22 protein-coding genes and 2 pseudogenes are annotated in these 25,175 nt (G+C 42.1%); 2 read left to right on the top strand and 22 right to left on the bottom strand.

Features of this window, described 5'->3' with window-relative positions:
* Positions 1–142: 142 nt before the first annotated feature.
* On the top strand, positions 143–853 hold the full coding sequence (locus QFZ77_RS15670; protein ID WP_307440915.1) for a FadR/GntR family transcriptional regulator: 711 nt from the start codon (positions 143–145) through the stop codon (positions 851–853).
* Positions 854–1,242: 389 nt separating this feature from the next.
* Here QFZ77_RS15670 and QFZ77_RS15665 read toward each other — a convergent pair whose 3' ends face one another.
* The 12 genes from QFZ77_RS15665 to QFZ77_RS15610 all read right to left on the bottom strand — a co-directional run bounded on the left by QFZ77_RS15665 (position 1,243) and on the right by QFZ77_RS15610 (position 15,430).
* Positions 1,243–2,070, bottom strand: a complete 828-nt coding sequence (locus QFZ77_RS15665) for a carbohydrate ABC transporter permease (protein WP_307440914.1) — start codon at positions 2,068–2,070, stop codon at positions 1,243–1,245.
* 14 nt (positions 2,071–2,084) lie between these two features.
* Positions 2,085–2,975 (bottom strand): carbohydrate ABC transporter permease, encoded by an 891-nt coding sequence (locus QFZ77_RS15660; RefSeq protein WP_307440913.1) that lies wholly within the window; start codon positions 2,973–2,975, stop codon positions 2,085–2,087.
* 74 nt (positions 2,976–3,049) lie between these two features.
* Positions 3,050–4,399 carry an ABC transporter substrate-binding protein gene (locus QFZ77_RS15655; protein WP_307440912.1) on the bottom strand — a complete coding sequence of 450 codons (1,350 nt, stop codon included), beginning with the start codon at positions 4,397–4,399 and terminating at the stop codon, positions 3,050–3,052.
* Positions 4,400–5,111: 712 nt separating this feature from the next.
* Positions 5,112–5,954 carry a tyrosine-type recombinase/integrase gene (locus tag QFZ77_RS15650; RefSeq protein WP_307440911.1) on the bottom strand — a complete coding sequence of 281 codons (843 nt, stop codon included), beginning with the start codon at positions 5,952–5,954 and terminating at the stop codon, positions 5,112–5,114.
* 656 nt (positions 5,955–6,610) lie between these two features.
* Positions 6,611–7,285, bottom strand: a complete 675-nt coding sequence (locus QFZ77_RS15645) for an ABC transporter ATP-binding protein (RefSeq protein WP_307440910.1) — start codon at positions 7,283–7,285, stop codon at positions 6,611–6,613.
* Between the two features lie 65 nt (positions 7,286–7,350).
* Positions 7,351–7,905 (bottom strand): RNA polymerase sporulation sigma factor SigK, encoded by a 555-nt coding sequence (gene sigK / locus QFZ77_RS15640; protein ID WP_307449552.1) that lies wholly within the window; start codon positions 7,903–7,905, stop codon positions 7,351–7,353.
* 511 nt (positions 7,906–8,416) lie between these two features.
* The gene (locus tag QFZ77_RS15635; RefSeq protein ID WP_307449549.1) at positions 8,417–9,295 is read right to left on the bottom strand and encodes a phosphotransferase; all 879 of its coding nucleotides are present in this window, start codon (positions 9,293–9,295) and stop codon (positions 8,417–8,419) included.
* A gap of 176 nt (positions 9,296–9,471) precedes the next feature.
* Positions 9,472–10,347, bottom strand: a complete 876-nt coding sequence (locus QFZ77_RS15630) for an ROK family protein (RefSeq protein ID WP_307440909.1) — start codon at positions 10,345–10,347, stop codon at positions 9,472–9,474.
* Positions 10,348–10,377: 30 nt separating this feature from the next.
* Positions 10,378–11,868, bottom strand: coding sequence for a glycoside hydrolase family 32 protein (locus QFZ77_RS15625; RefSeq protein ID WP_307440908.1), 1,491 nt, complete (start codon positions 11,866–11,868; stop codon positions 10,378–10,380).
* 76 nt (positions 11,869–11,944) lie between these two features.
* The gene (locus QFZ77_RS15620; RefSeq protein ID WP_307440907.1) at positions 11,945–13,546 is read right to left on the bottom strand and encodes an ABC transporter substrate-binding protein; all 1,602 of its coding nucleotides are present in this window, start codon (positions 13,544–13,546) and stop codon (positions 11,945–11,947) included.
* Positions 13,547–13,594: 48 nt separating this feature from the next.
* Positions 13,595–14,476: a carbohydrate ABC transporter permease gene (locus QFZ77_RS15615; protein ID WP_307440906.1), complete on the bottom strand. Its 882-nt coding sequence runs from the start codon at positions 14,474–14,476 to the stop codon at positions 13,595–13,597.
* 18 nt (positions 14,477–14,494) lie between these two features.
* On the bottom strand, positions 14,495–15,430 hold the full coding sequence (locus QFZ77_RS15610) for an ABC transporter permease (protein WP_307449546.1): 936 nt from the start codon (positions 15,428–15,430) through the stop codon (positions 14,495–14,497).
* Positions 15,431–15,982: 552 nt separating this feature from the next.
* Between QFZ77_RS15610 and QFZ77_RS15605 the strand changes: the two genes are divergently transcribed.
* Complete coding sequence (locus QFZ77_RS15605; protein WP_307440905.1) at positions 15,983–17,026, top strand: LacI family DNA-binding transcriptional regulator; 1,044 nt, start codon at positions 15,983–15,985, stop codon at positions 17,024–17,026.
* A gap of 1,047 nt (positions 17,027–18,073) precedes the next feature.
* Here the strand turns inward: QFZ77_RS15605 and QFZ77_RS15600 are convergent.
* The 10 genes and pseudogenes from QFZ77_RS15600 to QFZ77_RS15555 all read right to left on the bottom strand — a co-directional run bounded on the left by QFZ77_RS15600 (position 18,074) and on the right by QFZ77_RS15555 (position 25,025).
* Positions 18,074–18,271, bottom strand: a complete 198-nt coding sequence (locus QFZ77_RS15600) for a hypothetical protein (RefSeq protein WP_307440904.1) — start codon at positions 18,269–18,271, stop codon at positions 18,074–18,076.
* Between the two features lie 18 nt (positions 18,272–18,289).
* Entirely contained in the window at positions 18,290–18,967 is a 678-nt protein-coding gene (locus QFZ77_RS15595; protein WP_307440903.1) for an ABC transporter ATP-binding protein, read from the bottom strand.
* Positions 18,968–19,022: 55 nt separating this feature from the next.
* A pseudogene (locus QFZ77_RS15590) lies at positions 19,023–19,127 on the bottom strand (sigma factor-like helix-turn-helix DNA-binding protein); the annotation flags it as partial.
* Between the two features lie 121 nt (positions 19,128–19,248).
* Complete coding sequence (locus tag QFZ77_RS15585; protein WP_307440902.1) at positions 19,249–20,043, bottom strand: SDR family NAD(P)-dependent oxidoreductase; 795 nt, start codon at positions 20,041–20,043, stop codon at positions 19,249–19,251.
* A gap of 413 nt (positions 20,044–20,456) precedes the next feature.
* Positions 20,457–21,506: a helix-turn-helix transcriptional regulator gene (locus QFZ77_RS15580; RefSeq protein WP_307440901.1), complete on the bottom strand. Its 1,050-nt coding sequence runs from the start codon at positions 21,504–21,506 to the stop codon at positions 20,457–20,459.
* Between the two features lie 462 nt (positions 21,507–21,968).
* Positions 21,969–22,465 (bottom strand): annotated as a pseudogene (locus QFZ77_RS15575) (MFS transporter); the annotation flags it as partial.
* Positions 22,466–22,501: 36 nt separating this feature from the next.
* Positions 22,502–23,377, bottom strand: a complete 876-nt coding sequence (locus tag QFZ77_RS15570) for a haloalkane dehalogenase (RefSeq protein WP_307440900.1) — start codon at positions 23,375–23,377, stop codon at positions 22,502–22,504.
* A complete protein-coding gene (locus QFZ77_RS15565) occupies positions 23,370–23,702 on the bottom strand; it encodes a luciferase domain-containing protein (RefSeq protein WP_307440899.1) in 333 nt (110 codons plus the stop codon). Before QFZ77_RS15565 ends, QFZ77_RS15570 begins: the two co-directional genes overlap by 8 nt.
* Before the next feature lies 1 nt (position 23,703).
* Positions 23,704–24,165 carry a MarR family winged helix-turn-helix transcriptional regulator gene (locus QFZ77_RS15560; protein WP_307440898.1) on the bottom strand — a complete coding sequence of 154 codons (462 nt, stop codon included), beginning with the start codon at positions 24,163–24,165 and terminating at the stop codon, positions 23,704–23,706.
* A gap of 308 nt (positions 24,166–24,473) precedes the next feature.
* On the bottom strand, positions 24,474–25,025 hold the full coding sequence (locus QFZ77_RS15555) for a hypothetical protein (RefSeq protein WP_307440897.1): 552 nt from the start codon (positions 25,023–25,025) through the stop codon (positions 24,474–24,476).
* Positions 25,026–25,175 lie beyond the last annotated feature (150 nt).

Here is a 25,175-nt window from a genome sequence, read left to right as displayed (position 1 = left end):
GTTTAAACCTCTCCATCTTCATTGGTACTACCAGAGTACCATTATCATTACAATATCATAAAACCTTGTTACCCTCAATCATTTTCAGTATAGTTTAACTATTACGAATGATTTAAACATGATTTATTGGAGGTCCTACCGAATGTTAGATATAAAAGCAGTCAAAAAAGTTACCGTTACTGAGCAAATTATGGAGCAAATTGCCGGTATCATTACTTCAGGCCAACTTAAGCCTGGTGATCAACTCCCAAATGAAAGAGATCTTGCTGATAAATTCAAGGTGACTCGGGGCCGCGTTCGTGAAGCACTTCGCGCTTTGTCTCTTGTCGGTTTGCTTACCATAAAAGCAGGTGAAGGCAGCTTCGTAAACGAACAACAAGCCCCTTTTTCACCTGAAACGATTACTTGGATGTTTTATAGCGAAATTCATAACTTGGATGAAGTGTATGCCGCTCGAAAACTAATCGAATCCGAGGTATATCTCCTTGCTGCGGGTAGAGCAACACAAGATGAACAAGATCATCTTCTCCTGATTCTTGATGCGCTTGTCCAAGCAAAAAATGAGCATAATCCAGCTGAGTTTTTAGATCTATTAGATCAGTTTGATATTTACATGGGAGAAATTTGCGGCAATCGCATTTATGCCAAATTGATGCAAACCGTTGTTCATTTACGTAGAGAAACAAGTTTGAAGCTATTGAAGGTACCCGGAGCGATCGAAAGCAGCACTGAAATACGTAGTTCGTTGATGCTTGCTATTCATTCCAAGGATGAGAAACGAATCAAAGATTCAATCCATGCTTTTTTCGAAAATTCGAAACGGTTCTATGACAATATTATTGGCAAAGCATAGTTCACTATAACGGCACAAAAGTGGTTGAATTTTCTTTGAGCTTAACCCGATTGGGGGAACTTTTGTGCTCGATGAAGCTGATCATAATAAAGCGACTCCGCGAGGCGGAGCCGCTTTATTTATTCAGAATTGTCCTCATTTGAGCTAATTGTTCACACTGTACACATGTTGCTTCTTTTTTTAAGGTTTTTAAGGTAATTCTGACTGAACACTTATGTCATCGTAATAAACAGTACCCGACTCACCGTAAACCTGATTTCCGACCGGCCACCCCGACGCGAACACGAGAGTCAAGAGCATAAGTTACAGTAACAATTTGCCAAAAAACCTTCTCGACATAAATTGCCTCCTAATATCGTATTTTTGATTAATACTGCGAATTTATCTATTCAACCCTTCACAGCAGAACTGACCGTCAAAGCGCTTTCTACTTGTTCGGTGAAGATCAGGTATAACACGACCATCGGCAAGCTCGCGATCGTCATGACAGCGCCCATTCCGCCCCAGTCGGTCGCATGAAGGCCTTGAAAATAGATGAGCCCAATCGGCAAGGTCATAAATTGTTCTTTTGTAATCAATATCGACGCCAAAAAAAACTCATTCCACGTCCCCATAAACTGAAGAATAACAATGGTTGCGACTGCCGGAGTGAGGATCGGCAGAATTATGCGAAAGAAAGCGAGATAAATCGAGGCGCCATCCATACAAGCCGATTCTTCCAGCTCTTGCGGAATCCCTCGCAGGAAGCCGTAAAATATCATCGACGCAAAGGGCAGCCCGAACGCCACGTAAGGGATCAATAAAGCGCCGTAAGTATTCGTCAAGTGAAAATCTTTCACGATAATCGCCAAGGGAATGATGATGACTTGAATCGGAATAAACATGCCGATAATCATGTAAATCCGCACCGCTTCTCGAAATTTCCACCGAAGCCTGGCAATTGCATATGCAAACATGACGGCGAAGAGGACAACACCGATCGTCGTAATCGTAGAGACAACCATACTATTGGCGATATAGGTGGGGACACTGAATTTATTCCAGGCATTCACGTAATTCTCGAATCTGAAGTGCGTCGGTATTCCGAAAGGATTGGTTACGAAGATTTCATCGTTGTTTTTCAACGAATAGAAGACCATCCAAATTAACGGATATACGGAAATCACGAAATAAACCCATAAAAAGGACTGCAGGACGATTCCGACGATTTTGTTCATACCATGACTCTCCTTTACCCCTGTTCCAATCCGGTTTCTCTGCTATCAAACACTTTGTTGATGATAATGGTGACGATTAGGCTAATCACTATCAACAATACCGAAATGGCACAAGCATACCCGTATTGATTGCCCGAAAATGCGTTCCGGATGATCATGAACGTAATCGTATAGTTTGTCGTGCCTGGGCCGCCATTCGTCATAATAGCCATTTGCACATAAGCACCTATCCCTGCTGTAATGGCAATAATATAGCAAAACTTGAACGTTTCCTTCATCAGCGGGAGCGTGATGTGCCAATGCGCCTTCCATTTACCCGCCCCGTCGATTCGAGCTGCTTCCGTATAATGCTCAGGAACGGATTTTACGCCAGCATAGAGCAAGGCAAACTGAAACCCCATATATTGCCAAGCGTTGACGAAGGCAATCGCAATAATCGAGACGCTTGGTGAGTTCAGCCATTCTTGGCGGTAATCCATCCCGAGTGCTTGAAACAATTTATTGATGAGTCCGTTAACCGGGTCATACATGGAAAGCCAAAGTTGACACACGACGGTGACCGAAAGCACAACGGGAATAAAATAAGCGGTTTTCAGCACTTTCCGGCCTTTCACCGTCGGGTCCGAGCAAATAAGCGCCAACAACGTGCCTAGACCGATTTGGAAAACGACCAGAACAAGGGCGAATAAAAGTCCATTCCGGAGTGAAGTGGTCAATAAATAATCTTGGGCAAGATCGATATAATTTCTGACGCCAATAAAAGTCGCTTCGCTAAGGCCATCCCATTCAAAGAAGCTGCGGTAAAATGTCTGAAGAATTGGATAAAACACGATTACGCTATATAGAACAATCGCCGGTGTTAAAAAAATTAAGATTGCCCGTTTGTTTCCTAGGTATTGTTTCATCTCCATGCTCCCTTTCTTTAAAAAGACTCACACCAACTTACACGTCGATGTGAGTCATAAGCTACTGTAAGGATTTATTTCTTCAGCGTATTATTGAGATTTGCTACGAATTGATTCGCCGTAAATCCGGAGACTATCAGGTTCTGCGAGTTGTCGTCAATACTCAGATTTACGTTCGTATCATTCTGCACGGTCGCGAAGCTCGTAATATTCGGGATCACTTCTTTTCCGAGACGAGTCAGCATCGCAGGCACTTGCGCAGTGATTGGCTTATCGACCTTGATCGATACAATCGGCGTGCCCACTTGCGTGTACTTGTACTCAGCATATTTACGTGCCATGAACGCAGCTACTTTAATCGCGACTTCTTTGTTTTTCGTTTTTGCGGAAACTGCGAAGCCTCCTGGACCGCCCGCTCCGTTCATTGCAAACTTTGCTTTTTCATAGGTGGCTTCGTCTTTCGCCGGGAAGTTCATGAAATCTACGTTGTCTCCCAGATTTTTTTGCGAGCTCGGAATTTCCCATTGGCCATTGACGAACATTGCCGCCTTGCCTTGGTAAAATAGCGAAGAGGCTTGATCGTAATTCGTCTGGGTCGCGTTCTTCGCGAATAATCCTGCGGCTTGCAGCTCCTCCACTTGCTTAGCGGCCAGCTTCAGAGCAGCCGGCGTTTCCATTGCGCCATTGAGGGCGCCGTAGCCTTTCGGTTCCTCGCGAGTCATGAATCCTTGCAATAGTGCGTTGCCAATCCATTTTTCTTTTGAGAAGATCGCGAGCGGAATGATTCCCTTCGCATTGAATTTTTTAGCGGCATCCTTCAATTGATCGATCGTTTTGATCGGCGCCTGTACACCTGCTTCCGCAAACAGTTTCTTGTTATAATACAAGATGATAAATTCAGTGCCGGCATACGGATAGCCGTACACGTGGCCGTCCGGCGCAATCAATTTAGCTTCGTTGCCTTTGTTCAAATCTTTCTTGAATTGCGCCGTTTCCGGGGCATCATCTAACGTTAGAATATTGTTCGACTTGCTGCCGATCTGCATGATATCCCAAGAGGTGTCGATGATATCAGGCAAGTCTCCTGTCGCCATTTGCGTTTTGATTTTTTGACCATTATCCTGCAGCCCAGGCACCAAAGTAACTTCAATGTTCGGCATCGCTTTTTTCAGCTCGGCGACCGCGTAATCGTAAGGCTTGGAAGTGTCATCGTCGAAATGATTGGTAAAAATGCTAAGCTTAACAACAGGATCGGCTGGCGCTGCAGGAGTTGTCGCTGCAGGTGCAGTAGGAGTCGCCGCAGCAGATGCGACAGGCGATGCTTTTGAGATTGCGTCATTCTTCGTTTCCGATCCACACGCTGTAAGTGAAACTGTCATGATTGATGCGAGTGCGATGCTGCTCAATTTCGTCCAGTTCTTCACTATAAATACCCCCAATAATTATCAGATTTTTGAAGCGCTTACATGACTGATTCTAGGGGAAAATCGCTTTCGCCATAAGGTACGTTTACGCATTATTGCGTACAAATCCCCCGTTTTCCGGGGTACAATTTTCATGCGGACGGCCAATCTTCCCTGTCGTATTCGGTTTCTTAGACCTCTTATCTTCTTAACCTCTCATACCCCGACTTAGTTGTACCTATTTCCCGCTTTATCGAATTCGGTTCCGTGGCAAGGACACAAAAAGAAAAGCTCCTTACAAGCGTTGTCATTGAATGCGAAGAAGTGCATTGTTCCGTCTTGAAATGGATTTTCGGGGAAGAATCTTTAGGTTTAAGTATGATCTTGAAGGATTAGCGTCTTTTCTGAAAAGATGGGTAGAATCAGCTGCCGGAATGCGCCCACCTTGAACTTATCCCATATCAAACGCCATCCATCCAACTTTTATGATATTAATTTGTAATTCATTAAATTCCTTCTGATCTTTAGTTGTTAATCGATACTTGTATAATTTATTAATCCACCACTTCAATCTTCTAGGGAAAATAACTTTGACCCTAACATCCGTAAATAATTCTATATATCTTGGATCATCAAAGTAATCTCTCCAGCCAACACAACGTAGGGATTCCTTTTTGTGAAATTACCGCTATAGAATACTGCTTATTACTTAAGAAGGAACAAATGAATTCACCTAAAAATATCGGCGATATAATTCTCTCCTACGCTCTCCTCGAAGCTGGACATAAATCTGTGTGGTAGATGCTTTTTCATGCCCAAGCATTCCCTGAATAAATTCAAGTGGAGCGCCGTTATCTAGCAATTGACAAGCATAGGTGTGACGAAATCGATGAGGATATACATTGGCAGTAATTTTCCCGCGTTGTGCAAGTTTTTTTAAAGACCAACGAATTGTTGGAATTGTTAATCGACGGGTCGGGTTCGTTTCTGTTACGAACAATGCTTTACATGTATCTCCACGACTCTCTAGGTATCTCTTTAACCAAACCTTACACTCAGTAGTAAAATAAACCTCTCTTTGTTTAGAACCCTTACCATTCACAATTGCTGAACAGTTCTCCCAGTTCACGTCTTCAATGTTTATTTTCTGCACTTCTCCAACGCGGCAGCCCGTGCAGTATAGAAATTCCAATAGAACATGCTCACGGTGAGATCGACAGGTAATCTTAAGATGAATAACATCCTCCTCAATTAGAAATTTCGGAATACGTTTGTCCGTCTTTGGCTCTTTTAGCTTAAGGGAAGGATTCCGTGTGATATGCCCTTCTTCAAATGCAAAGCGAAAAAGGGAGCGTACGAATCGAATCCGATGGCCTAAGCTGCTAGGCTTTAAACGCTCTGATACCCTAGCGAAATAGTCTTTTAACAAGTTTAATGAGATTTCTTCAATTTCTAGATCACCCAGTTCACGGACCAACATCTTTAATTGTAGAAAGTATGCTTTCATTGTATGCGTGCTGAATCCCAGAATACGTTTGTCCGCTTCATACAGCATCCATAAATCCTTCAAAGTCATAATAAAACCCTCCCAAGTATAAGTTATCTCTAGCATTGCTAGAATTGGGAGGGTTTAATCTTTTATTGCTTATTGTTGTGCTAGTATCCATTAACAAGCTTTACTTGCATGGTACACCAGTTTCGCAGGCAGGCAGGTATATTCCCATTACTTCAGTACATAAAAAAGAGCCGCTTCTTAAACAGACAGCGTGCTCCTGCATGATTCTCTTCTGAAATTAAATAACTCGTCCTTAGTTGATGAATCGACTTTACATCATAAATCAATACTCCTACTAAGCATAACTTATTTATGAATCTAAACATTCTCGTTTAATGACTTCATTTCGGATTAAACAACAACCTTATATTGTAACGCCAATCAGCAGTTAGTTCATCTTCACGAACGGCGTTTACAAATGTGAACACCCGCTAACGAACTTTATTTTCCACTAACACACTTTATTTTCCACTAACAATCTTTATTTTCCTTGATCACCACTAACTATTTTCCTTGATCAATGATGAACCCCGTGATACGATTTTTACCATTTGACTTAGAGAAATACATAGCTTCATCGGCCCGCTTCAAGAGCCCATCTGTAGAAAGGCCTTTCGAATATCGAGTAAATCAAAAAGAAACCGGCACTCCTAATGGAGTCCCAGTTCTTATTCAACCTATCCAACCTCACTCAACCGCCCATCCCGAAAATACACAACCCGCTTCGCCTGCTGTACAATCGCCAGATCATGCGTAATCAAAATGATCGTCCTACCCTGCTCATTCAAACTCTTAAAAATATCCAAAATCTCAGCACCAGTCCTCGAATCCAACGCCCCTGTCGGCTCATCCGCCAAAATAATCGCTGGATCTCCTGCTAGCGTCCGGGCAATCGCAACCCGCTGCTGCTGCCCGCCGGACAGCTCCGAAGGCAGATGCCGCCTGCGGTCCACTAAATCTACATCTTTCATAGCCTGCATTACTAGCGGCTCCCGCTCTTTTTTGCTCATACCCCGATATATAAGCGGCAACTCCACATTTTCATACGCATTAAGCCGTGGCAGCAGATTGAAGCTCTGGAAGACGAATCCGATCTTCCGATTCCGAATCTCAGCCATCTGAGCATCCTTCATCTGATTGATCGCCTTCCCATCCAGCACATACGTCCCGTAATCCGCAACGTCCAAGCAACCTAAGATGTTCATCAACGTCGACTTTCCCGACCCCGATGGCCCCATGATCGCCACGAACTCGCCGTGATCTATCTCTAACGATACACCGTCCAACCCACGTATCGTTTCTCCGCCCATCACATAGTTCTTGCTCACATGCTGGAGCTGAATTAAGGTCATCCTCTTCGCCTCCATTTTCTGAAACCAAATAAATGAAGTATGCGACTCTTCCGACTGATCGACCCTTACCGCTTCGCCTTATAAAACTCATGATACAGCTTCATGAGCGCCCGTTTCTCAATCCGCGACACATAGGAGCGGCTGATACCCAGCTCTTTCGCAATCTCCCGCTGCGTCTGCTCTTCCCCGCCAAGCTCCAGCCCAAACCGACCAACGACGACTTCCTTCTCGCGATCGTCCAATATCTCCAGATTGCGATAGATTTTACTCTTTTCTATCTTAAGCTGAACCTTATCCACGACATCGTCCGCTTCCGTCCCGAGGATGTCGATCAATGTAATTTCATTCCCCTCTTTGTCCGTTCCGATGGGATCATGCAAGGACACATCTTTGCGCGTTTTCTTCAACGAGCGAAGATGCATAAGTATTTCATTTTCTATACAGCGTGCTGCGAAGGTTGCCAGCTTCGTCCCTTTGTTGGGAGAGAACGATTCAATAGCTTTGATCAGACCAATGGTGCCGATCGAGATCAAATCCTCGAGATCTTCTCCTGTATTGTCGAATTTTTTGAGGTTGTGAACACAAAGCAACGTATAGGCTTGACAAACTGGAATGTAAATGTAAAAAGGCGATCATAATTTATGAAAAATCAATATGAATGTATTTTAACTTTTAGGCGTTGTCCCCTAATATCTCAGAAGTATTACAAAAAAATCATCATTGATATTTCAAATCCATTTAACAATCATCAATTGTTTAGCTGATAGCACATTGTTTATCAAGGGCAAACAAGTAACATTACCTTTATTGTTAGTAAAAAGGCGTTCACGCATCAAACATGATACGTGAACGCCTTTTTACTCAATGTCTTTCCAACGGTGACAAATAAGTTTTGAAGTACTTCTTACAAACCATTGCCTACAGTCTCATTGAACTATAGTTCCTCGTTGAATGACCACCTCTTTATTTGTGGTAAGGCTTAGCGCGCTGTCTGTAACTGCAAGTTTAAAGGCCATCCTTTGCGGGATGGCCCTTTCTTTGTAGAACATACATTAGTAACTAACGTATCCGTTTGCTTAAAGTTTGTCTTTATTAAGTTATTAATAAAATGAAGTGAGAGCATCTACATCATTATAATTGATAAATCCCGTGTTCTACTCGCTGGATGCAATATTCGGCAAACTTGTAGTAATCAAAGTCATGGTGACTTTCCTCTTTAGTAAGTCCACTGTAAAACATTCCCCACGCTACCTCTCGAACCATCGACACGAATTTCATGTCCTGAAAAATGCGGAATGTTTCCTCCTCGAAATATCCGAAGTATAACTTTAACCACTCACGCTCATCTGTTTCACTGAACTGATTTGTAAACGGAATGAGCGTCAATTCGAAAAACACATCTCCGACTCCCGACAACTCCCAATCAATGATTTGCAACTGTTGACCTGTATAAATCATATTGCATAAAAAGGAATCATTGTGACAGAATTTGCTGTTATATTCTTTGTCATCACTCCTCTTGTGAGCGATTTTCTCTACTCGATGCAAAATTCTGTTTAATCCATCAGGATGCTTGACTTGAAACTGATCTGCGCCTTTCAAATATCCATAAATTAAATCGTAAGGAGTACATGTTCTACCTTGACCTTCCATACGATGTATTCGTTTGAAGCGATCCATAATCATTCCTTTGATATGATCGTCATTCAGATCATCTTTCTCAAGCACTCGACCTTCAATAAATTCCGTGACTACAAATTGTTCAGGATGATTATTGGAAATCACTCTGGGAGCAAATCCTTCACGGTTTGCCTTCTTCATCACTTCTACTTCAGAGCGGCGTGTTAGGTTCAAATACTCGTTTTGCCTGCTATTGATGCGAAGAACGTATGTACTCTGTTTGGTTTGCACCTTATAGGTTTGATTGCAAAGCCCTCCACTAAGACTATCAAAACTTAGGAATTCATGGCTTAGCTCTGGTACTTCGCGAATAATTTCTTCAACTTTCATGTTCAACAGGATCCCCTCCCACTTCGAATCTTCAATCGACCGTAGAAAAAACGTTTACTTGGATAAAATTAATACATATGTCTCCCTACATTACGAGTTCTAAAGGAAAAATACCTCCACTATGATGAATAGCTGGAGGTATCCTGAATTTCCGGTAATTTCTTGGTTTGGCGCTTCTAAATATCCATGGCTTGCTTAGCCAACGCCAGGGCACCGCAAAGGCCAGCGTTGCCGCCTAGAGCGGGTTGTACAATGTAACTATCGTTGTCCTCTGAAAAAGCCGGATGCTGTACATAACCGTTCAACAGTTCACGAACTTGTTCGCGTATAAGCGGGAATAAGTGGGACTGGTTCATAACGCCGCCGCCGACAATGATTTTCTCCGGAGAAAGAATGAGCGCGTAATTGGCTAGTGCCTGAGCGATATAGTAGCTTTCCATTTCCCAAGCGGAATGCGTATATCCAAGTTCAAACGCCTTCTTGCCCCAGCGATCCTCCAGCGCCGGTCCCGCCGCCAGTCCTTCCAAACAATCTTTGTGAAAGGGGCAGTGTCCTTCATAGCTGTCTTCCGGATGCCGCCGTACAAGAATGTGCCCCATTTCCGGATGGGTCAAACCATGAACGATCTTTCCTTCAACGATTGCACCCGCACCGATCCCGGTTCCGATCGTCATGTACAGGCAGCTGTTCAATCCTGCTGCAGCCCCCCATGTTGCTTCCCCCAATGCAGCTGCATTCACATCGGTATCAAAACCAATAGGGATGTCAAAGTACTGTTTCAAATGCTCCACGATCCGGTAACCGCTCCAGTGCGGCTTTGGAGTTCTTGTTACGGAACCATAAGCCGGGCTCTGCGGGTTCACATCGATCGGGCCGAAAGTTCCGATTCCAATCGCTTGTATCTCTTTAGATGCAAAGAAATCCATCGCATTGCCGAGCGTAGCTTCAGGTGTCGTTGTTGGGATAGAGATGCGGTCAAGGATTTCACCATCTGCCGTACCAATCCCGCATACGAACTTTGTCCCGCCGCCTTCGATAGCACCTAATAACAATTCGTTTCCCTCACAATCATCGTCACTTTGTTATACCCTCACAACTGAATAGGTCGATTTCAATGGATGAAGCGCTAGAGAAATGACCTTGGCCTTTCCATCAAGCACATAAAGTTCCAAACCTGTACTGAACGGATCCGGAAAAATTTGATCGGTAATCACGATCTCCCCGTCATTTGCAAATACTTCAATGGAGGAGCTATCGACAAAAAGGTGTAGCTTTAGCCGACCGTTTTGAAGCTCCAATTGTACATCATGCTTACATGCAAATGCGTCATGAAATCCGCTTTCACCGGAGTTGCAGCGGTCAACAAACAATGTCTGCATGGCGGTGTTATAGCCGACTACGGTTTCTTCCCGCTCCGAATTCCGAAGCTTAAAACCAACTTCCGATGCTTCACCCAAATCGATTTCACATTCGAGCTCATAGATATCGCTGTGCACGTCCGAAAGTAAATTTTGACCGGGATTGACTGTAACCTCTTGCCAAACCTGCGCTTCTAACCGAAGCTTTTGCAAATCTGTAACTGGCTTTTGTACTAAACGAATTCCAGATGGCCCCTTCTTCAGGGAGAGCACCCGTGGCAGCGTCATAGCGCTTCTCCAACTGCTTGTCGGAGTGAGATTTGCGTACTTCCAATTGCTCATCCAGCCGATAAACAGCTTTCCTTTATCCGATCTATCAACATCCGACCATGTTACACCGGCATAGTTATCTCTTCCGTGATCCAACCATAATACGGTTTCAGGAGAAGCATCGTTCGTAAACGTACTTCCGTCAAAGCTCCCGACAAAATATTGTGTCCTTGAACCTTCCGCCATCTGTGGATGATCTCCAATGCTGACGATCAGTATCCATTTCGTTTCTTCAGCATGACCATTTATCGGTAGCTCTATTAAATCCGGGCATTCCCATACTCCTGCGTGCGAGCCTTCTGCGGCACCGAACTCACTTGCAAAAGACCATTCCTTTAAATTGGCAGACGTATAGAAATGAACACGGTCACACGCTGCAAGCACCATGACCCACTGCTGCTTTGTAGCATGCCAGAAAACTTTAGGATCCCGGAAATCCGTTATTTGCTCGTTGCACAACACTGGATTCCCCTCATACATTACCCAGGTTCTGCCTTTATCCAAACTATAAGCAAGGCTTTGCCTCTGTCTCGGACGATCGGAATCCGGATAATGGTCCGCGTGGGTGAAAATAGCAACTAAACCCGGCTTACCGGAGAAAAATCCGCTGGTATCCTCCCAATCCACTACTGCGCTTCCGGAAAATATAAAACCGTTTTGATCCGGCTTTAACGCAATCGGACGATGCTCCCAATGGGTCAAGTCCGTACTGATTGCATGACCCCAATGCATCGGTCCCCAAGTTGTACCTTCCGGATAATGCTGATAAAACAAGTGATATTCCCCATCGAAATATACCATTCCATTCGGATCGTTCATCCACTTAGCCGGCGGTGTAAAATGAAACTGTGGCCGGTACTTTTCTCTATACATAACAGTTGACATCTCTTCCACTCCCTCTATATTTAAAATCCGGAGCGTTACCTTCATACTCGATCCGCTCCGGGTCCTATAACAAAACTTATTTTTTTACGTTTCTGTCGTAACCTGCTTGTTTAATCTTCAACCAATCTTGTAGGCCCAGACGGTCCAATTCTTTTAAATAACCAGCCCATTCAGCTTCAATTTTCCCATTCTGGATCCACTCGGTCCGTTTTCTCAGCACATATGCAAACATATCTGTTTCAATCGCAGTAAGTCGATCCAATTCTTCAAGAGAGAAGAACACTTTTGGATAAATATTTTTAGCTTTCATGTCCGGGACCATCACTTTTTTCATTAGATCCAATCTCCATGCCGCATCGTCTGGCTTCGTCGTAACATTGCCATAGTAAGAATCCAGAATCGCCAATGGTCCGCCAACAAAGGTTTTTTGTCTCAATTCCCAAGGAGACATGCCGTTCAACGGTAAATGTTTCAGCATTTTTTTAGATTCGTCGAATTCAAAGATATTTTGCTGCGCTTTATCTCCATAAGTGCCCCAGTTGTTTTGTACGGATTGGGTCGGATCGTATAGAGAATCAATCCATTTTGCAGTCGTTTCGATATTTTTATTTGCTTTTGTGATAACCATTCTTCCTCTATCGAAGCCCATTCCGTTCGTTCTTGTTACGTTTTTCCAGCCATTTGGTCCTTCAAGCGCAGGCATAAGGTCATATTTATCGTTCATGCCTGTGATATTTCCCTTATCCCATGTAAAATATAGACCATAACGATTTTCTTTTCCTTTAGCTAGATAAGTATTCCAATCCTGCGTAGGCGCTTCAACATCCATTAAACCTTCTTTATATAATTCATTTAGAAACTTGACACCTTCCTTAAAGCTATTATCAGCAGATGTGAAAGTAACCTTTCCATCATCACTGACAACCGTATGATCCCAGTTTTCACCCAGACCGAAGGAGCCAAATAAGAACGCCAAGTCTTCTCCGCCGGTTTTATTAATAAAGGACATAGGTATTTCATCCGCTTTTCCATTACCGTTCGGGTCTTTTGTTTTAAAAGCTATCAAAACTTGTTTTAATTCTTCGGTAGTTTTAGGCATTTTCAAGCCTAACTTATTTAGCCATTCCACGTTAATCCAAGGAAAATCGTCGACAGAATGGATACTTTCCTTACCCGCGCCTAGCTCCTCAATCCATGGGAATGAATAAATATGGCCATTAGGGGCCGTAATCATCGATTTATATTGCGGCGCTTTCTCCAAAACCTTCTTGAAATTTGGCATTTGTTTTTCAATAATGTCATCGAGCGGAATAATGGTTCCGTCCTTTGCCAATTTAAGCAAATCGTAGTCACCCAAGGCTGCATCGAAAATCGCATCAGGAAGGTCCCCGCTGGCAATCGCTAAATTCCTCTTCTCCGCAAACGAATCCCACGGATAATTCTCCCAATCAATGTGTATCCCCGTCTTTTCTTCTAGACGTTGGAATATCACCTTTTTATTAGGATCTTCGGGAGCTAGCGGTGAGCTTTGTGTCATAAACTTCAAAGCAGGTTTCGCTGTTGTACCTGGGGCAGCACTTGATGCTGCCGGCTGGCCTGATTCCTCGCTGCTGCTGCACCCCGTTACTGCCAATAATGCCGCCATAGAAATGAATAATGCCTTTTGGGAATGTTTCATAAGAATAACCCTCCTCTTTTTTGGAAAACCTATATGTTTGCCGATCCATTATTTTAATGAACCGACCAAAACACCCTTTTCAAAATACTTTTGGAAAAAAGGATACATAATAAGTAACGGTAGACTTGAAATAACAATGGACGAATACTTAATAATCTCAGATAACCGTTTCAGTTCTGCCATAGCCAATTGGTCCGCAATCATGCCAGGATTTACTTGATTCTGAATTAAGATAGATCTTAAAACCAACTGTAGAGGCAGCAAATTAGCACTCTTCAAATAAATTAACGCGTCGAAATAAGAATTCCATTGGCCTACGAATGCATATAGAGCTAATACGAAAATAATTGGTTTAGATAGAGGGAGAACAATCTTGAAGAAGATACGCACCTCAGATGCGCCATCGACCTTTGCTGCCTCGTTCAATTCATTCGGAATTCCACTAAAAAAGGTCCTCGCCAAAACAATATTCCAAACATTTACAGCCGTTGGTAGGATGATCGCCCATACCGTATCTAACATTCCCAAGTTTTTTATCACCAGATAGGTTGGAATTAACCCGCCGCCGAAAAACATGGTGATGACAAACAGGATTGTAAAAAACTTTTTACCTACGAAACCAGCAACCGATAATGGGTAGCCGGCAAAAATGGAGACAACGACGGTAACAAAAGAAAATGCGACGGAGTAAAAAAGAGCATTTACAAATCCCCGGATCATCGCATGATTCGATAAGATGACTTTATAGCCTTGAATACTATAATCCGCAAGATGGAAGGAGATCCCTTTATTTAACAGTGCAGTCGGCTCCATAAACGATGCCACGACAACATAAATTAAGGGAACTACAACGATCAATACAGCAAAGAACAATAGAATGTAATTGATGGCCAGAATAAAACGGTCCAATCTAGTAGGCTTAAAATTCATACGGCATCTCCTTTTCTTTTAATAGAGGCCTTCACCTTCATTTAATTTCTTCACGACAATATTAACGAGGATAAGTAAAACGACATTAATCACGGAGTTAAATAGACCAACCGCAGAGGAATAGGCATAATTTCCTGCTTGCAAACCAATTTTATACACATAGGTTGGAATGATCTCTGAAGTCGGAACATTCATTGCCGTTTGCATCAAATAGGCTTTCTCAAATCCAATTGCCATAATGCCGCCTGCAGCTAAGATGAAAACGATAGCCATAACCGGTTTAATCGTAGGCAAGTCGATGTGTTTAATTCTTTGCAGCAGGTTAGCTCCATCAATGGTTGCAGCATTATGGAGCTCGGGGTCAACGCCGGCTAATGCAGCTACATAAATAATCGATGACCAGCCCGCTCCCTGCCAAATGCCAGATAAGATATAAAGCGTACGAAAATAATCCGGGTCTGACATAAAACTAATAGGATGGCCAGTAATCAGGGTTAAAATCTTATTAATCGGCCCTACCGGCGATAAGAAGACGAATAGCATCCCAACAACAACGACAACGGATATAAAGTTTGGCGCATATAAGACCAATTGAATCCTTTTTTTAACACCAGCTTTACGCAATTGATTCAGCATGAGCGCTAATAAGATGGGGACCGGGAAACCAAGTATGAGTCCGTAAGCACTAAGTTTCAGCGTGTTCATGAAAATAACTTCAAAATTGGGTGAGGTTAAAAACTTCGTAAAATGCTTTAATCCCACCCATTCACTGCCGAAAATCCCTTTGCTCGGACTAAAGTCTTTAAAAGCAATGACCGCCCCGTACATGGGCACGTACTTAAATAGGATGGTCAGAATGAAGGCTGGTGCCATCAGTAGGTACAGAAAAGGATTTTTCCTCATATAATCGATTTTACTTATAAATGTATTACTTTTCTGTTTGGCTGCTCTCATGTCAACTTCTGCTATTTCTTGCAAGATAGTACCCCCTAACTCAATATCCATAAAATTATTCATTTGCACAAATTTTTTTCAAACAAATTCGTTTTTTTACATGTAACCCCCTTGATAGTAAGGGCTTACATTTCTCGTCTTATCCTCATGACCACAATTACAATTTACACACAATATTAAATTTAGTCAACATAATTTTCATTAAATTTATTCATATGTAAATCAAATTTGGTGCATATTCCCACCTGAAAGTCGGAAAACTCTTTATTTTTATGGTTTTTTTCATCTCTCCAAAAGAAGACGAAAGATATAAAAGGAGCATTAACTCTCAATTCACGGATCCATTTGCACAAATTTATTTGTGCATTTGTTTACATAAATTAGTTTAATCATCGAATTATCATCTATTTGCATATGCACTAATTTCTGAATTCAATTTTGTTCATTTGTAACTTTTTTAAATTGACACTTTAATTATAATATTATACATTTATTTTAAACTTATCATTCATTGATATGCGAACTTTAGTTGTTCGTTAAAGGAGTAAGCACATGAGTAAAGAAAAAATCACCATACAACATATCGCGGACTCCTTAGGACTATCCAGGAATACTGTTTCTAAAGCGCTAAACGGGAGTGATAATATTCCTGCAGAAACAAGAAATAAGGTATTAAAACGTGCGATTGAGTTAAATTATAAACAGTTTGCTCTTATAGATACGGACACTTTAAATACCAAAAATACAGGCAACATTGCACTTTTAACGTCAAACATGCCGAGCAATTCTCATTTTGGCGCCTCATCACTAAGCGGGCTTGAAAAAAAAATCAGTTCCGATGGTTTTAATTTATCCATCCACATTGTTCGAGAATCGGACATTTCTTCTTTAGTACTTCCTAATAATTTCGATACTAATAAAGTAGACGGAATCGTTTGTATTGAGTTATTTGACAAGAAATACACCCAATTAATCAATTCCTTGGGGATCCCATCCATTTTTATAGATTCCACAGCGGATATCTTTTATCCCGAACTTCATGCAGATATTATTCTAATGGAGAACGAACAAAGTTCTTATTATATGACAAAGAAATTAATCGATAATGGTTATGCAAGTGTTGGCTTTATTGGTGATTACAATCATTGTAAAAGTTTTAATGAAAGATGGGCTGGATTTAACAGGGCATTACTAGACTCTCATTTACAGCTCGACCCTTTATTTTGCATAGTTGAAGAAGATCGATATATTGCGGATCCTAAATGGCTTGAAAATCGGTTGGATAACATGAAGAACCTTCCGTCTGCATTTGTTTGTACGAATGATTTTATTGCCATTAACGTGATGAGGATTTTAAAAAATAAAAATGTACGAATACCAGAGGATATTGTTATCTGCGGATTTGATAACTCTCCTGAGTCGCAGATCGTAGAACCTCATTTGACAACCGTCCATATATTCCGGGACGAAATAGGAGTTCTAGCTGGTGAAATATTGTTATCCAGGGTTGAGAATCCTCTCAAGCCTCCTCAAATTACTCACGTACAAACAAAGCCCATCTTTCGCGAATCTACGGGGAATTTAAACGAATCGTAATTTATGAAACCATAAAACAATAAACCGCTGCACCCTATGAATGGTGCAGCGGTTTATTGTTTACTTAAGAAAGGGGTCGGGAAACCGCCTCCTCAATTAGCCATCGCGTTGGATTTGTGTGTATTTATTGCAGCTTTGTTTATTTATCGTCCAAAACATTCAAACAAAGCTTAAATTAATAAAGAGGTCACTCTTTAAAAGAATGACCTCACTAACCTGACTAAATATCGCCTCTATACAAAAACCACAACTGATCTCATGAAAAAAAGTGGTTAGTAACAAAAATTAATCATCCTATTAAAAAAACGGTCCTCCCGAATGATCTAGGAGAACCGTTTCTTGATGTTCCTATAGATCCACCTGACACCAAAAGTCGCTGCTCAGCGGACTATGCTAAGAAAGTATCAAAATTATGAAGCCTGATCTACTGTTTTGGCGACTTGTTGATGTACATTTAACGACTTCATTTAAGGATTGCGGTAGTAGGTAGGAACAAGTCCGTGTCTGTTTGATAAGGAAGATGGATCCTTCCTTTTTTCCATCCTTAATCTCTATACCCGCACGCTAAAGGCCGGCGATCGACAACATGACAAGGCCCGTCTCTGCGGGTCACTCATCTGCACGAGCTGCGATTAAGAGGGAATGCCAAACATGATAGAATAAAACGCGATATTCGTCAAAATTGCGTCTCCTCCATCATTGCTCTGCAGTAATGAACGCAGCGGTATATAACTCATCATCTCCATCATCATATTTGAAGAAACGACGTCAGAAGGCGCTGCGAATTGATTGAGAGAACATCCATTCTAGAAGCAGCGGCAGCCTTGGACGAAATAAAGCCCTAGACTTCCGCTATTTTATTAAGCATAATTACAGTTAGCGTAAGCCGCCACTTCCCCCGTAATAGCAGACAACGGTAACATATATGATATCCCCCTCATTGGTGGGCTCGCACAAGCATTAGAGGAAGCCCCCGCTAGGTACAATGGTTGCAAAACAAAAAAGCACAATGGAACAGGAACATGTTTCTCCTAGTCCATTGCGCTTTTAATGTGTGGCGGTTTCAGGTGGCAGCTGGAATAGCTTGATGGCTTCACCTTTTTCTTTGATATCTACAAATTGTTCATTGAATAATAAAATAATAAACCGGCACCCCATATATTCCACGGAGTACCGGTCTTCAACAACACCAACTATTTGAATAATATTTATAGACACTTCAACGATGATTGTCTGTTTCTCCACCGCTTGACCCTACAAAACTCACGACACATCCTCATGCATTCGCCCATCCCGAAAACGAACAATCCGCTTTGCCTGCTTCGCAACCAAAAGATCATGCGTAATCAAAACAATCGTCCTACCTTGTGCATTTAATTTCTTTAAAAGATCTAAAATCTCAACGCCCGTCTTCGAATCCAACGCGCCTGTAGGCTCATCGGCCAAAATAATCGACGGATCTCCTGCCAAAGCTCGGGCAATGGCGACACGCTGTTGCTGCCCACCGGATAATTCCGAGGGAAGGTGTCCCATACGATCTAGTAAGTCCACGGATTCCAGCGCCTGCAGAACATATGGCTCTCGTTCCCTTTTCGTCATTCCCCGATAAATTAAAGGTAATTCCACGTTTTCATACGCACTTAATCTCGGCAGCAAGTTGAAGCTTTGAAAAACGAAGCCAATCTTCTGATTGCGAATCTCAGCGAGTTGAGTATCCTTAAGAAGGTTAATTGCTTTACCATCAAGGTCATAGGCACCTTTATCTGCAATATCCAAACAACCTATAATGTTCATTAACGTAGATTTACCAGAACCAGACGGGCCCATGATGGCCACGAATTCGCCATGCTCAATATCTAAAGAAATGTCATCTAATGCTCGAATGGTTTCTCCGCCCATATAGTAATATTTACTAACATTTTCGATATGGATTAAAGTCATTCACTTCGCCTCCATTACTTGATCACAAATAAATGAAGTATGCGATTCATAACCCTTACCTTTTAGCCTTATAAAACTCATGATACAGCTTCATCAGCGCCCGCTTCTCAATCCGAGACACATACGACCGCGAAATCCCCAGCTCCTTCGCTATCTCCCTCGACCGTTGGATTCGCGATAAGGTGAAAAAGGTTCATTGATACATGAATAATATAGATATATTTAATAAATTTGTTATACATTTGTTAAACCTATATACAATATTTGAAATAGAAAAAATGTTAAAAAATAGTCGGTACCATTCCCCCATCCATACGGATTGGAGAACCTTTAAATGCGGATGCATAAGGACTACATACAAATGTAGTTAGTCTACCTATTTCAATAGGCTTGATAAATCGCTGTATTTCAGATTGAGGTAGGTTTGTAGTCATAAATTCTTTCTCTTTTTCTGAAAAAGTCATATCTTCATTAGGGTACATACCCTCAATTATTTGATGCACATTTTCAGAGAGTGTTGGTCCTGGCATGATCGTATTGACTGTAACTTCTGTTCCTTTTGTTAATTTAGATAAGCTTTTTGACAATGATAATAGCATTGACTTTGTCATACAGTACTGCGGCATTAGTCCTGAAGGCATAATTGCCTCTTCACTCGCAATAAAGATAATGCGGCCATAATCATTTTTCAACATTTTAGGCAAATAAAATTTAGATAATCCATTTGCAGCAAGAACATTAGTACGGAAGTATTTTTCCCATACTTCATCGTCAACGTCCTCATATCGCATAATTTCATAAATACCCATATTGTTAACTAAAATATCAATATTTGGGTATTTTTTAAATAAAGCTTCTCTTTGCCCAATATCCACAATATCGGCTGTAGCATTTTGAGGAGAGGTAGCCGGGAATTCCGACTTAATTTCATTTACTGTTCGTTCTACCTCTTCATAATTTCGTCCATTAATTAGTACATTAACACCTTCTTTGGCAAGTTCAATGGCAATTGCTTTACCTATACCTTTCGTAGATCCTGTAACTAAAGCTGTTTTATTGTTTAATCCCATATCCATAATACATTTCTCCTTTTAATCTACTTATAATGATTATAAAAGTTAATATAAAAAAACGTTCCTATTCTTTTGTAGTTATTATTAGGTTACCCTTCTTTTAATATAGTGTTAAAAAATTTACTTTTAAGACAAAGTCAATTTGTCATCTTTAACATCTAATGATTTAAATTTTCTTCAAAACTATGTCATGATCAACTCCCCTTTAAAATCGCCCCTTTCATTCGTTTGTCATTCACAGCAAGCTGATTAGTAGTCATTTTTAAAACAGTCTTGTGCTCCGGATAGTGATTATATTACCTTGTCTGGATTGTTCAGTAACTAGCATATTGCGCCAAAGTTCTTGTTTAACACGCCAAATGATAAAACTCAGTAAATACTAGCTGTCTGTAGAATTGGTTAGGTTGGGAATTCTATTAATGCATAGTCGGCATTCCTAGCCGTCCTTCTGATATCGAGTTTGCACCTAAATGTTCAGTACGCCAATTTGAAGGAGTATCACCTTCCCAAAGGCGGAAGGCGCGGTAGAACGAGTTCTGGTCTTCATATCCAATCAAGAAAGCCACTTCTTTAATATCGAGCGAGGGGTCTGCCAAGTACTCTCGTGCCTGCTCATGTCTAGCTTGTGTCAACAGATGCTTGAAGCTCGTGTTTTCGTCAGTAAGCCGGCGCTGCAAGGTACGATCGCTCATACCCAACTCCTTCGCGACAGCCTGAATGTCGGGGCGCCCTCCTGTGAGGCTACGTTTCATGATCCATTTGACCATCTCGGTAATTGAGCGGCTGCGCTGCTGTTCATTGAGCGATCGGTCCAGAACGGGAGTCAGGATCTCCAGCAACTCTTCGTTGTACGAGACAAAGGGGCGGTCCAGATCTCTTCGATGTAGCGTCAACCGGTTACATTTTGCACCAATCCGGATACGGCAGCCGAAGTAAGCTTCAAGGGCCTGTACATCGCCCATTGAGTGCGAAAATTCGACGAACCGCGCCGTCAAAGGTTGACCTGTGCCCCGGCGCCCAAGCTCCAGAAGAAATGCCAACGTGATACCAACCAGCATCGGCGGAACGGGTTGCTCAGTATACAGCCATTCCAGTTCGATTGTACAGTGCTCGCCATCCTCGGTGATACGTAAGCTTTCGGGGGGGCACAGTTGTTTGTACCGAGCCATTCGGTTTAGAGCGTCGCGGTAGTCACGAGCGTGGTAAGTCGCTAAGACGGTCGGTGGGTACTTCGCTGTTTCAAAGACGGTCGCAAGCTTGATGATTCCTTTGGCAGTGTCACCAATGAGATCGGAATAAGCCTGCCAGATCGCGAAATATTGGGCGGTGGTGACTACTGGTTCAGTAATAATGGTGAGCGGCAGTCGTGCTTTGCGAGCTACGTCGTAGGCGACAATCCCTAATTGACGTAATCCTGCCCAAAATCCTGGCGGGATTTTAATACGGTCAGAGGTATAAGACGTCATACATATGGGCCTCCTTTAGCTACTTACACATTCATTAGTTTTCGTTGTGATTGGCGTCCTGCCTTGTTGACGGGACAGCTATTAACGCCGGTCACCTGCTTAAGGTCACCGGCGTTTTTTTACACCCCGTATAATCTCATATCTGTCATTCAAATCAAAATCGTTGCTTAGAAGGAAAAATTCGTGGGTTAAACTAATACAAATCACCTGGGTTAGCCCGTGTTAATTTATTGGTCTTACATAAACTATATTCACACATATTGGAACTAACCTGCCCTTGTGCCGGCTGCCTTCATGTCGTGATTGAACTATAGTTCCCCGAGGGAGCGGAACAACACCTTTAAAGTTAATGCCTCGATATTTTTTGGGGCTGCTAATTGAAATTCTAATGAGATAGCTTCGAGGAGCAGCATTTGTCGACCCTACAATTCGTTAAACGCAACGTTAATTCAAATTTCTCAGCCATACGTATCGCCACTGAGCTACATTAACAATCAGTGCAGAAATAACAGGACCCAAAGCACTACCAAGAGCTAAGCCTGTAGCCATCATTCCCAATGCTTTTCCTCTACGTTCTGGAGCGAAATAGCGCACTGGGATTAGTACCGCTGTTGCGGGTATAGCACCAGCTCCGACTACTTGCAGACACCTTCCCATCAGTGCCATCCAGAAGGTTTGGGAAACAAGGCCGATCAAGGGAACCAATCGTAAAAATGACCAATCCAAACGTCAGTAAATTTTTGAGCTTGTATCGATCTGCTAGCTTCCCATACGTTACCGTTCCGATCGCATAAATCAGACCGTAAGAGGAAGAGAGCCAGCTTACCTCTGCAATCGTAAGGTGAAACTCTTTACTAATGTCGGGAAGTACATAGTACACTCATCGATGAGAGGGTAACTGTGAACATCACGATACGCATTAATGTTTCTCCTGTTTGCTCTGTCCCTTTTGTTTCCATGATCGTGTAAACCCCGTTATCCATAATGTCTAGATTCTATTTCAACCTTTTCAACCAAGAAGCAAGGGCTTTCCCAACCTCATCAGGGGCATCTTCCATTGGATAATGAATTCCCGGCACCGAGACTTCTGTCTGCTCTGGCCAACTGCGGCAAAAATCTAAGTGAGATTCTGGAGCTCTTCCATTTTTGGTATGAATGAATAGTTTTGGAATGGGACTTTGTGCTAACCAATCTCCATTAGCTGTGATAATTTCGGCCACCGCTGAATCGCTATCAAAAGGAAGTTGTCGTGCCCAAGATAACATCGGACGACGCCCCTCGCCTGGTTCGATAAAGGGACGGTGATACTGCGCCACCTCTTCCTCCGTCAACTCACGTAAAATACTAATGGGAAGATTGACATTGAGAAAAGAGTTTTGTTCCAGTATCATCTTTTCTCCTTCTGAAGATTGCAATGCCTGAAAAATTTTACGCCCTTGTTCTGAAATCTCGCTCCAGCTACCCGGTTTGAAAAATGCTTCCGTATAAACAATGCCGTCCACAGCGCTAGGATGCCGCCGTGCCCAATCAAATCCCAAAACCGAACCCCAATCGTGTACTACGAAAGTGATATTTTTATGGATTCCAAGTTTGTCGAGAAGCTCATCGAGATATTTCCGATGCTCAAAAAAGCTGTAGGAGTCAGGACCGCTAACTGGTAATTTATCAGAATCTCCCATCCCAATTAAATCAGGGGCAATGCAGCGCCCATATTCTTGTGCATAAAGAATAATGTTACGCCAGAGATAGGAGGATGTTGGATTACCATGCAAGAAAACGATTGGATCACCACTACCAACCTCTACATATGCCATCTCTAAATCGAATACTTGATTTCGCTTTTTCTCATAGGGGAATTCCTCGTTAATCATTTTTCATCTCACCCTTCAATTTTATTTGATCATATTTAGAACGCGCGATTTCAATGGCACAAGCAATATCTTGCTCGGTATTCAAATAAACGGATACCCAGCCTGAATCGGGATACATATGATGTGGACTTGCCTTCCCTTCTTCAATCCACCGATCGCGTTCGGATTTCGACAAAAGCAGGTCGAACAAGCGGTTGCCGTGAAGATGCCCGATTTCCGTTTCGTTTAGCTGAATTTCCACCCCTCCGAACCGATGAGGATGCTTTGTAACGCCAGCCCAAGTCAACAGCTCTTCTGTCAAGTCTGTTCTCCCGTACCTGCTCATCTTACGTCTCCTCCTGCTCGGTCAGATTGCGAAGCACGATTTTCAGCAAGCTTACTAACAAGTCATACTCTGCATCGGTAATACCTTTCCGCGTTTTGTTCTTAACGCGGGCCAGCGCTTCCTGCACCTTAGGTATCACCTCACGTCCCGAGTCCGTCAAATAGAGTAGATGATAGCGGTTGTCGGCGGGATCGACTTCCCTCCGTACGTAACCTTCTGCTTCCAGCTTGGTAATCGCTTTGGCAGTAGTCGTTTTGTCAATGAGCAGTTTCTTACTTAGCTCCTTCTGAGTGATTGGTTGCCGAAACGCAATCGCCATCAGAAAAATATACTGTCCGCTTCCGATTCTATATGGTGCCAACTCGGCTGAGATCAGTACCTGCATGTGTCGGTAGATGGCTGAGATGTATTGACCGTGCGATTCCGCTGCGCCCTTGTCATTCTGCCTCCAATGCTCGCTCACATTATCCCCCCCTTTAATAGGATGTTATTGCAACTAATTTCATGATACACCGAATAGGATGTTATTGCAACTATTTTATTTTGTAAGACCTACCCAGATAGCCGAAAAATATGTTATCGCTTTGTTAAATCAAAATTCCGTATACGTGGTTCGTTACTTTGAATACCTACCCTTTTGGGTACAAATAGCGTGCTGGTTTCGTTACACAAATCTGCCCGTCCCTCGGTTTAATAAACAAAAGAGGAGCTGCGTCGAAGCAAGCCCCTAAAATATAGTTCTCCATTGTAAACAAAGAATGAAATACTTCGTTAAGATCCCTGCTTTTGTTGTTCTTTTAATCGATCCTCAATTATTTTACTCATATCAGTTTGAATCCATCGTTTTAAATCTGGCGATTTTGATCGAAAGATTTTATTATCATATGAAATGGTCACCTGATCGCTTACTGAAACTCCAGTAGCCATCCACCCGCTTGAGATAACGATTGATATGGGATCAATTGCATCGAAGATTCTTATTAATTTTCCATCTTTGGTCTTCATCACAAACTCATTCGGTCCACCGCCATGTGATATAAATTGGTTACGGGTAGGACCTATATATTCAGCATGTGAAAGCCAATATATAATTTTGGCGACTGTTATCTTTTGCATGTTATTATTTAAGTCCATTTGAATTGGCTGATTATTCGAATCTGGTGGTCCGTGTCCGCCAATATCTATTGCAGCTGAAACCACATCTTCAATGGCAGGAAACTCAACCATGTATTCCTTCTTTTTTTGACTATCTTGATATACCGCTAACCCAAAAGTTAAAGCTAAAAATATTACGAACGAGATTGAACCGATTTTATATTTCATTGTTATCCGCTCCCCTTAAATTTTTGACAGATAAAACATGGATATGTTTCACATTAGCCTTGCATCAAAGACGCGATGCTGGTTAGATTCTAGAAAATTAAATATTTAGGTATTTATTGAATTTATTTACAATCGGCATTTTGGTGTAAG

The sequence above is a fragment of the Paenibacillus sp. V4I3 genome (assembly GCF_030817215.1).
Lineage (GTDB): Bacteria > Bacillota > Bacilli > Paenibacillales > NBRC-103111 > Paenibacillus_E.
This window is presented reverse-complemented; position numbering and strand designations above follow the sequence as displayed.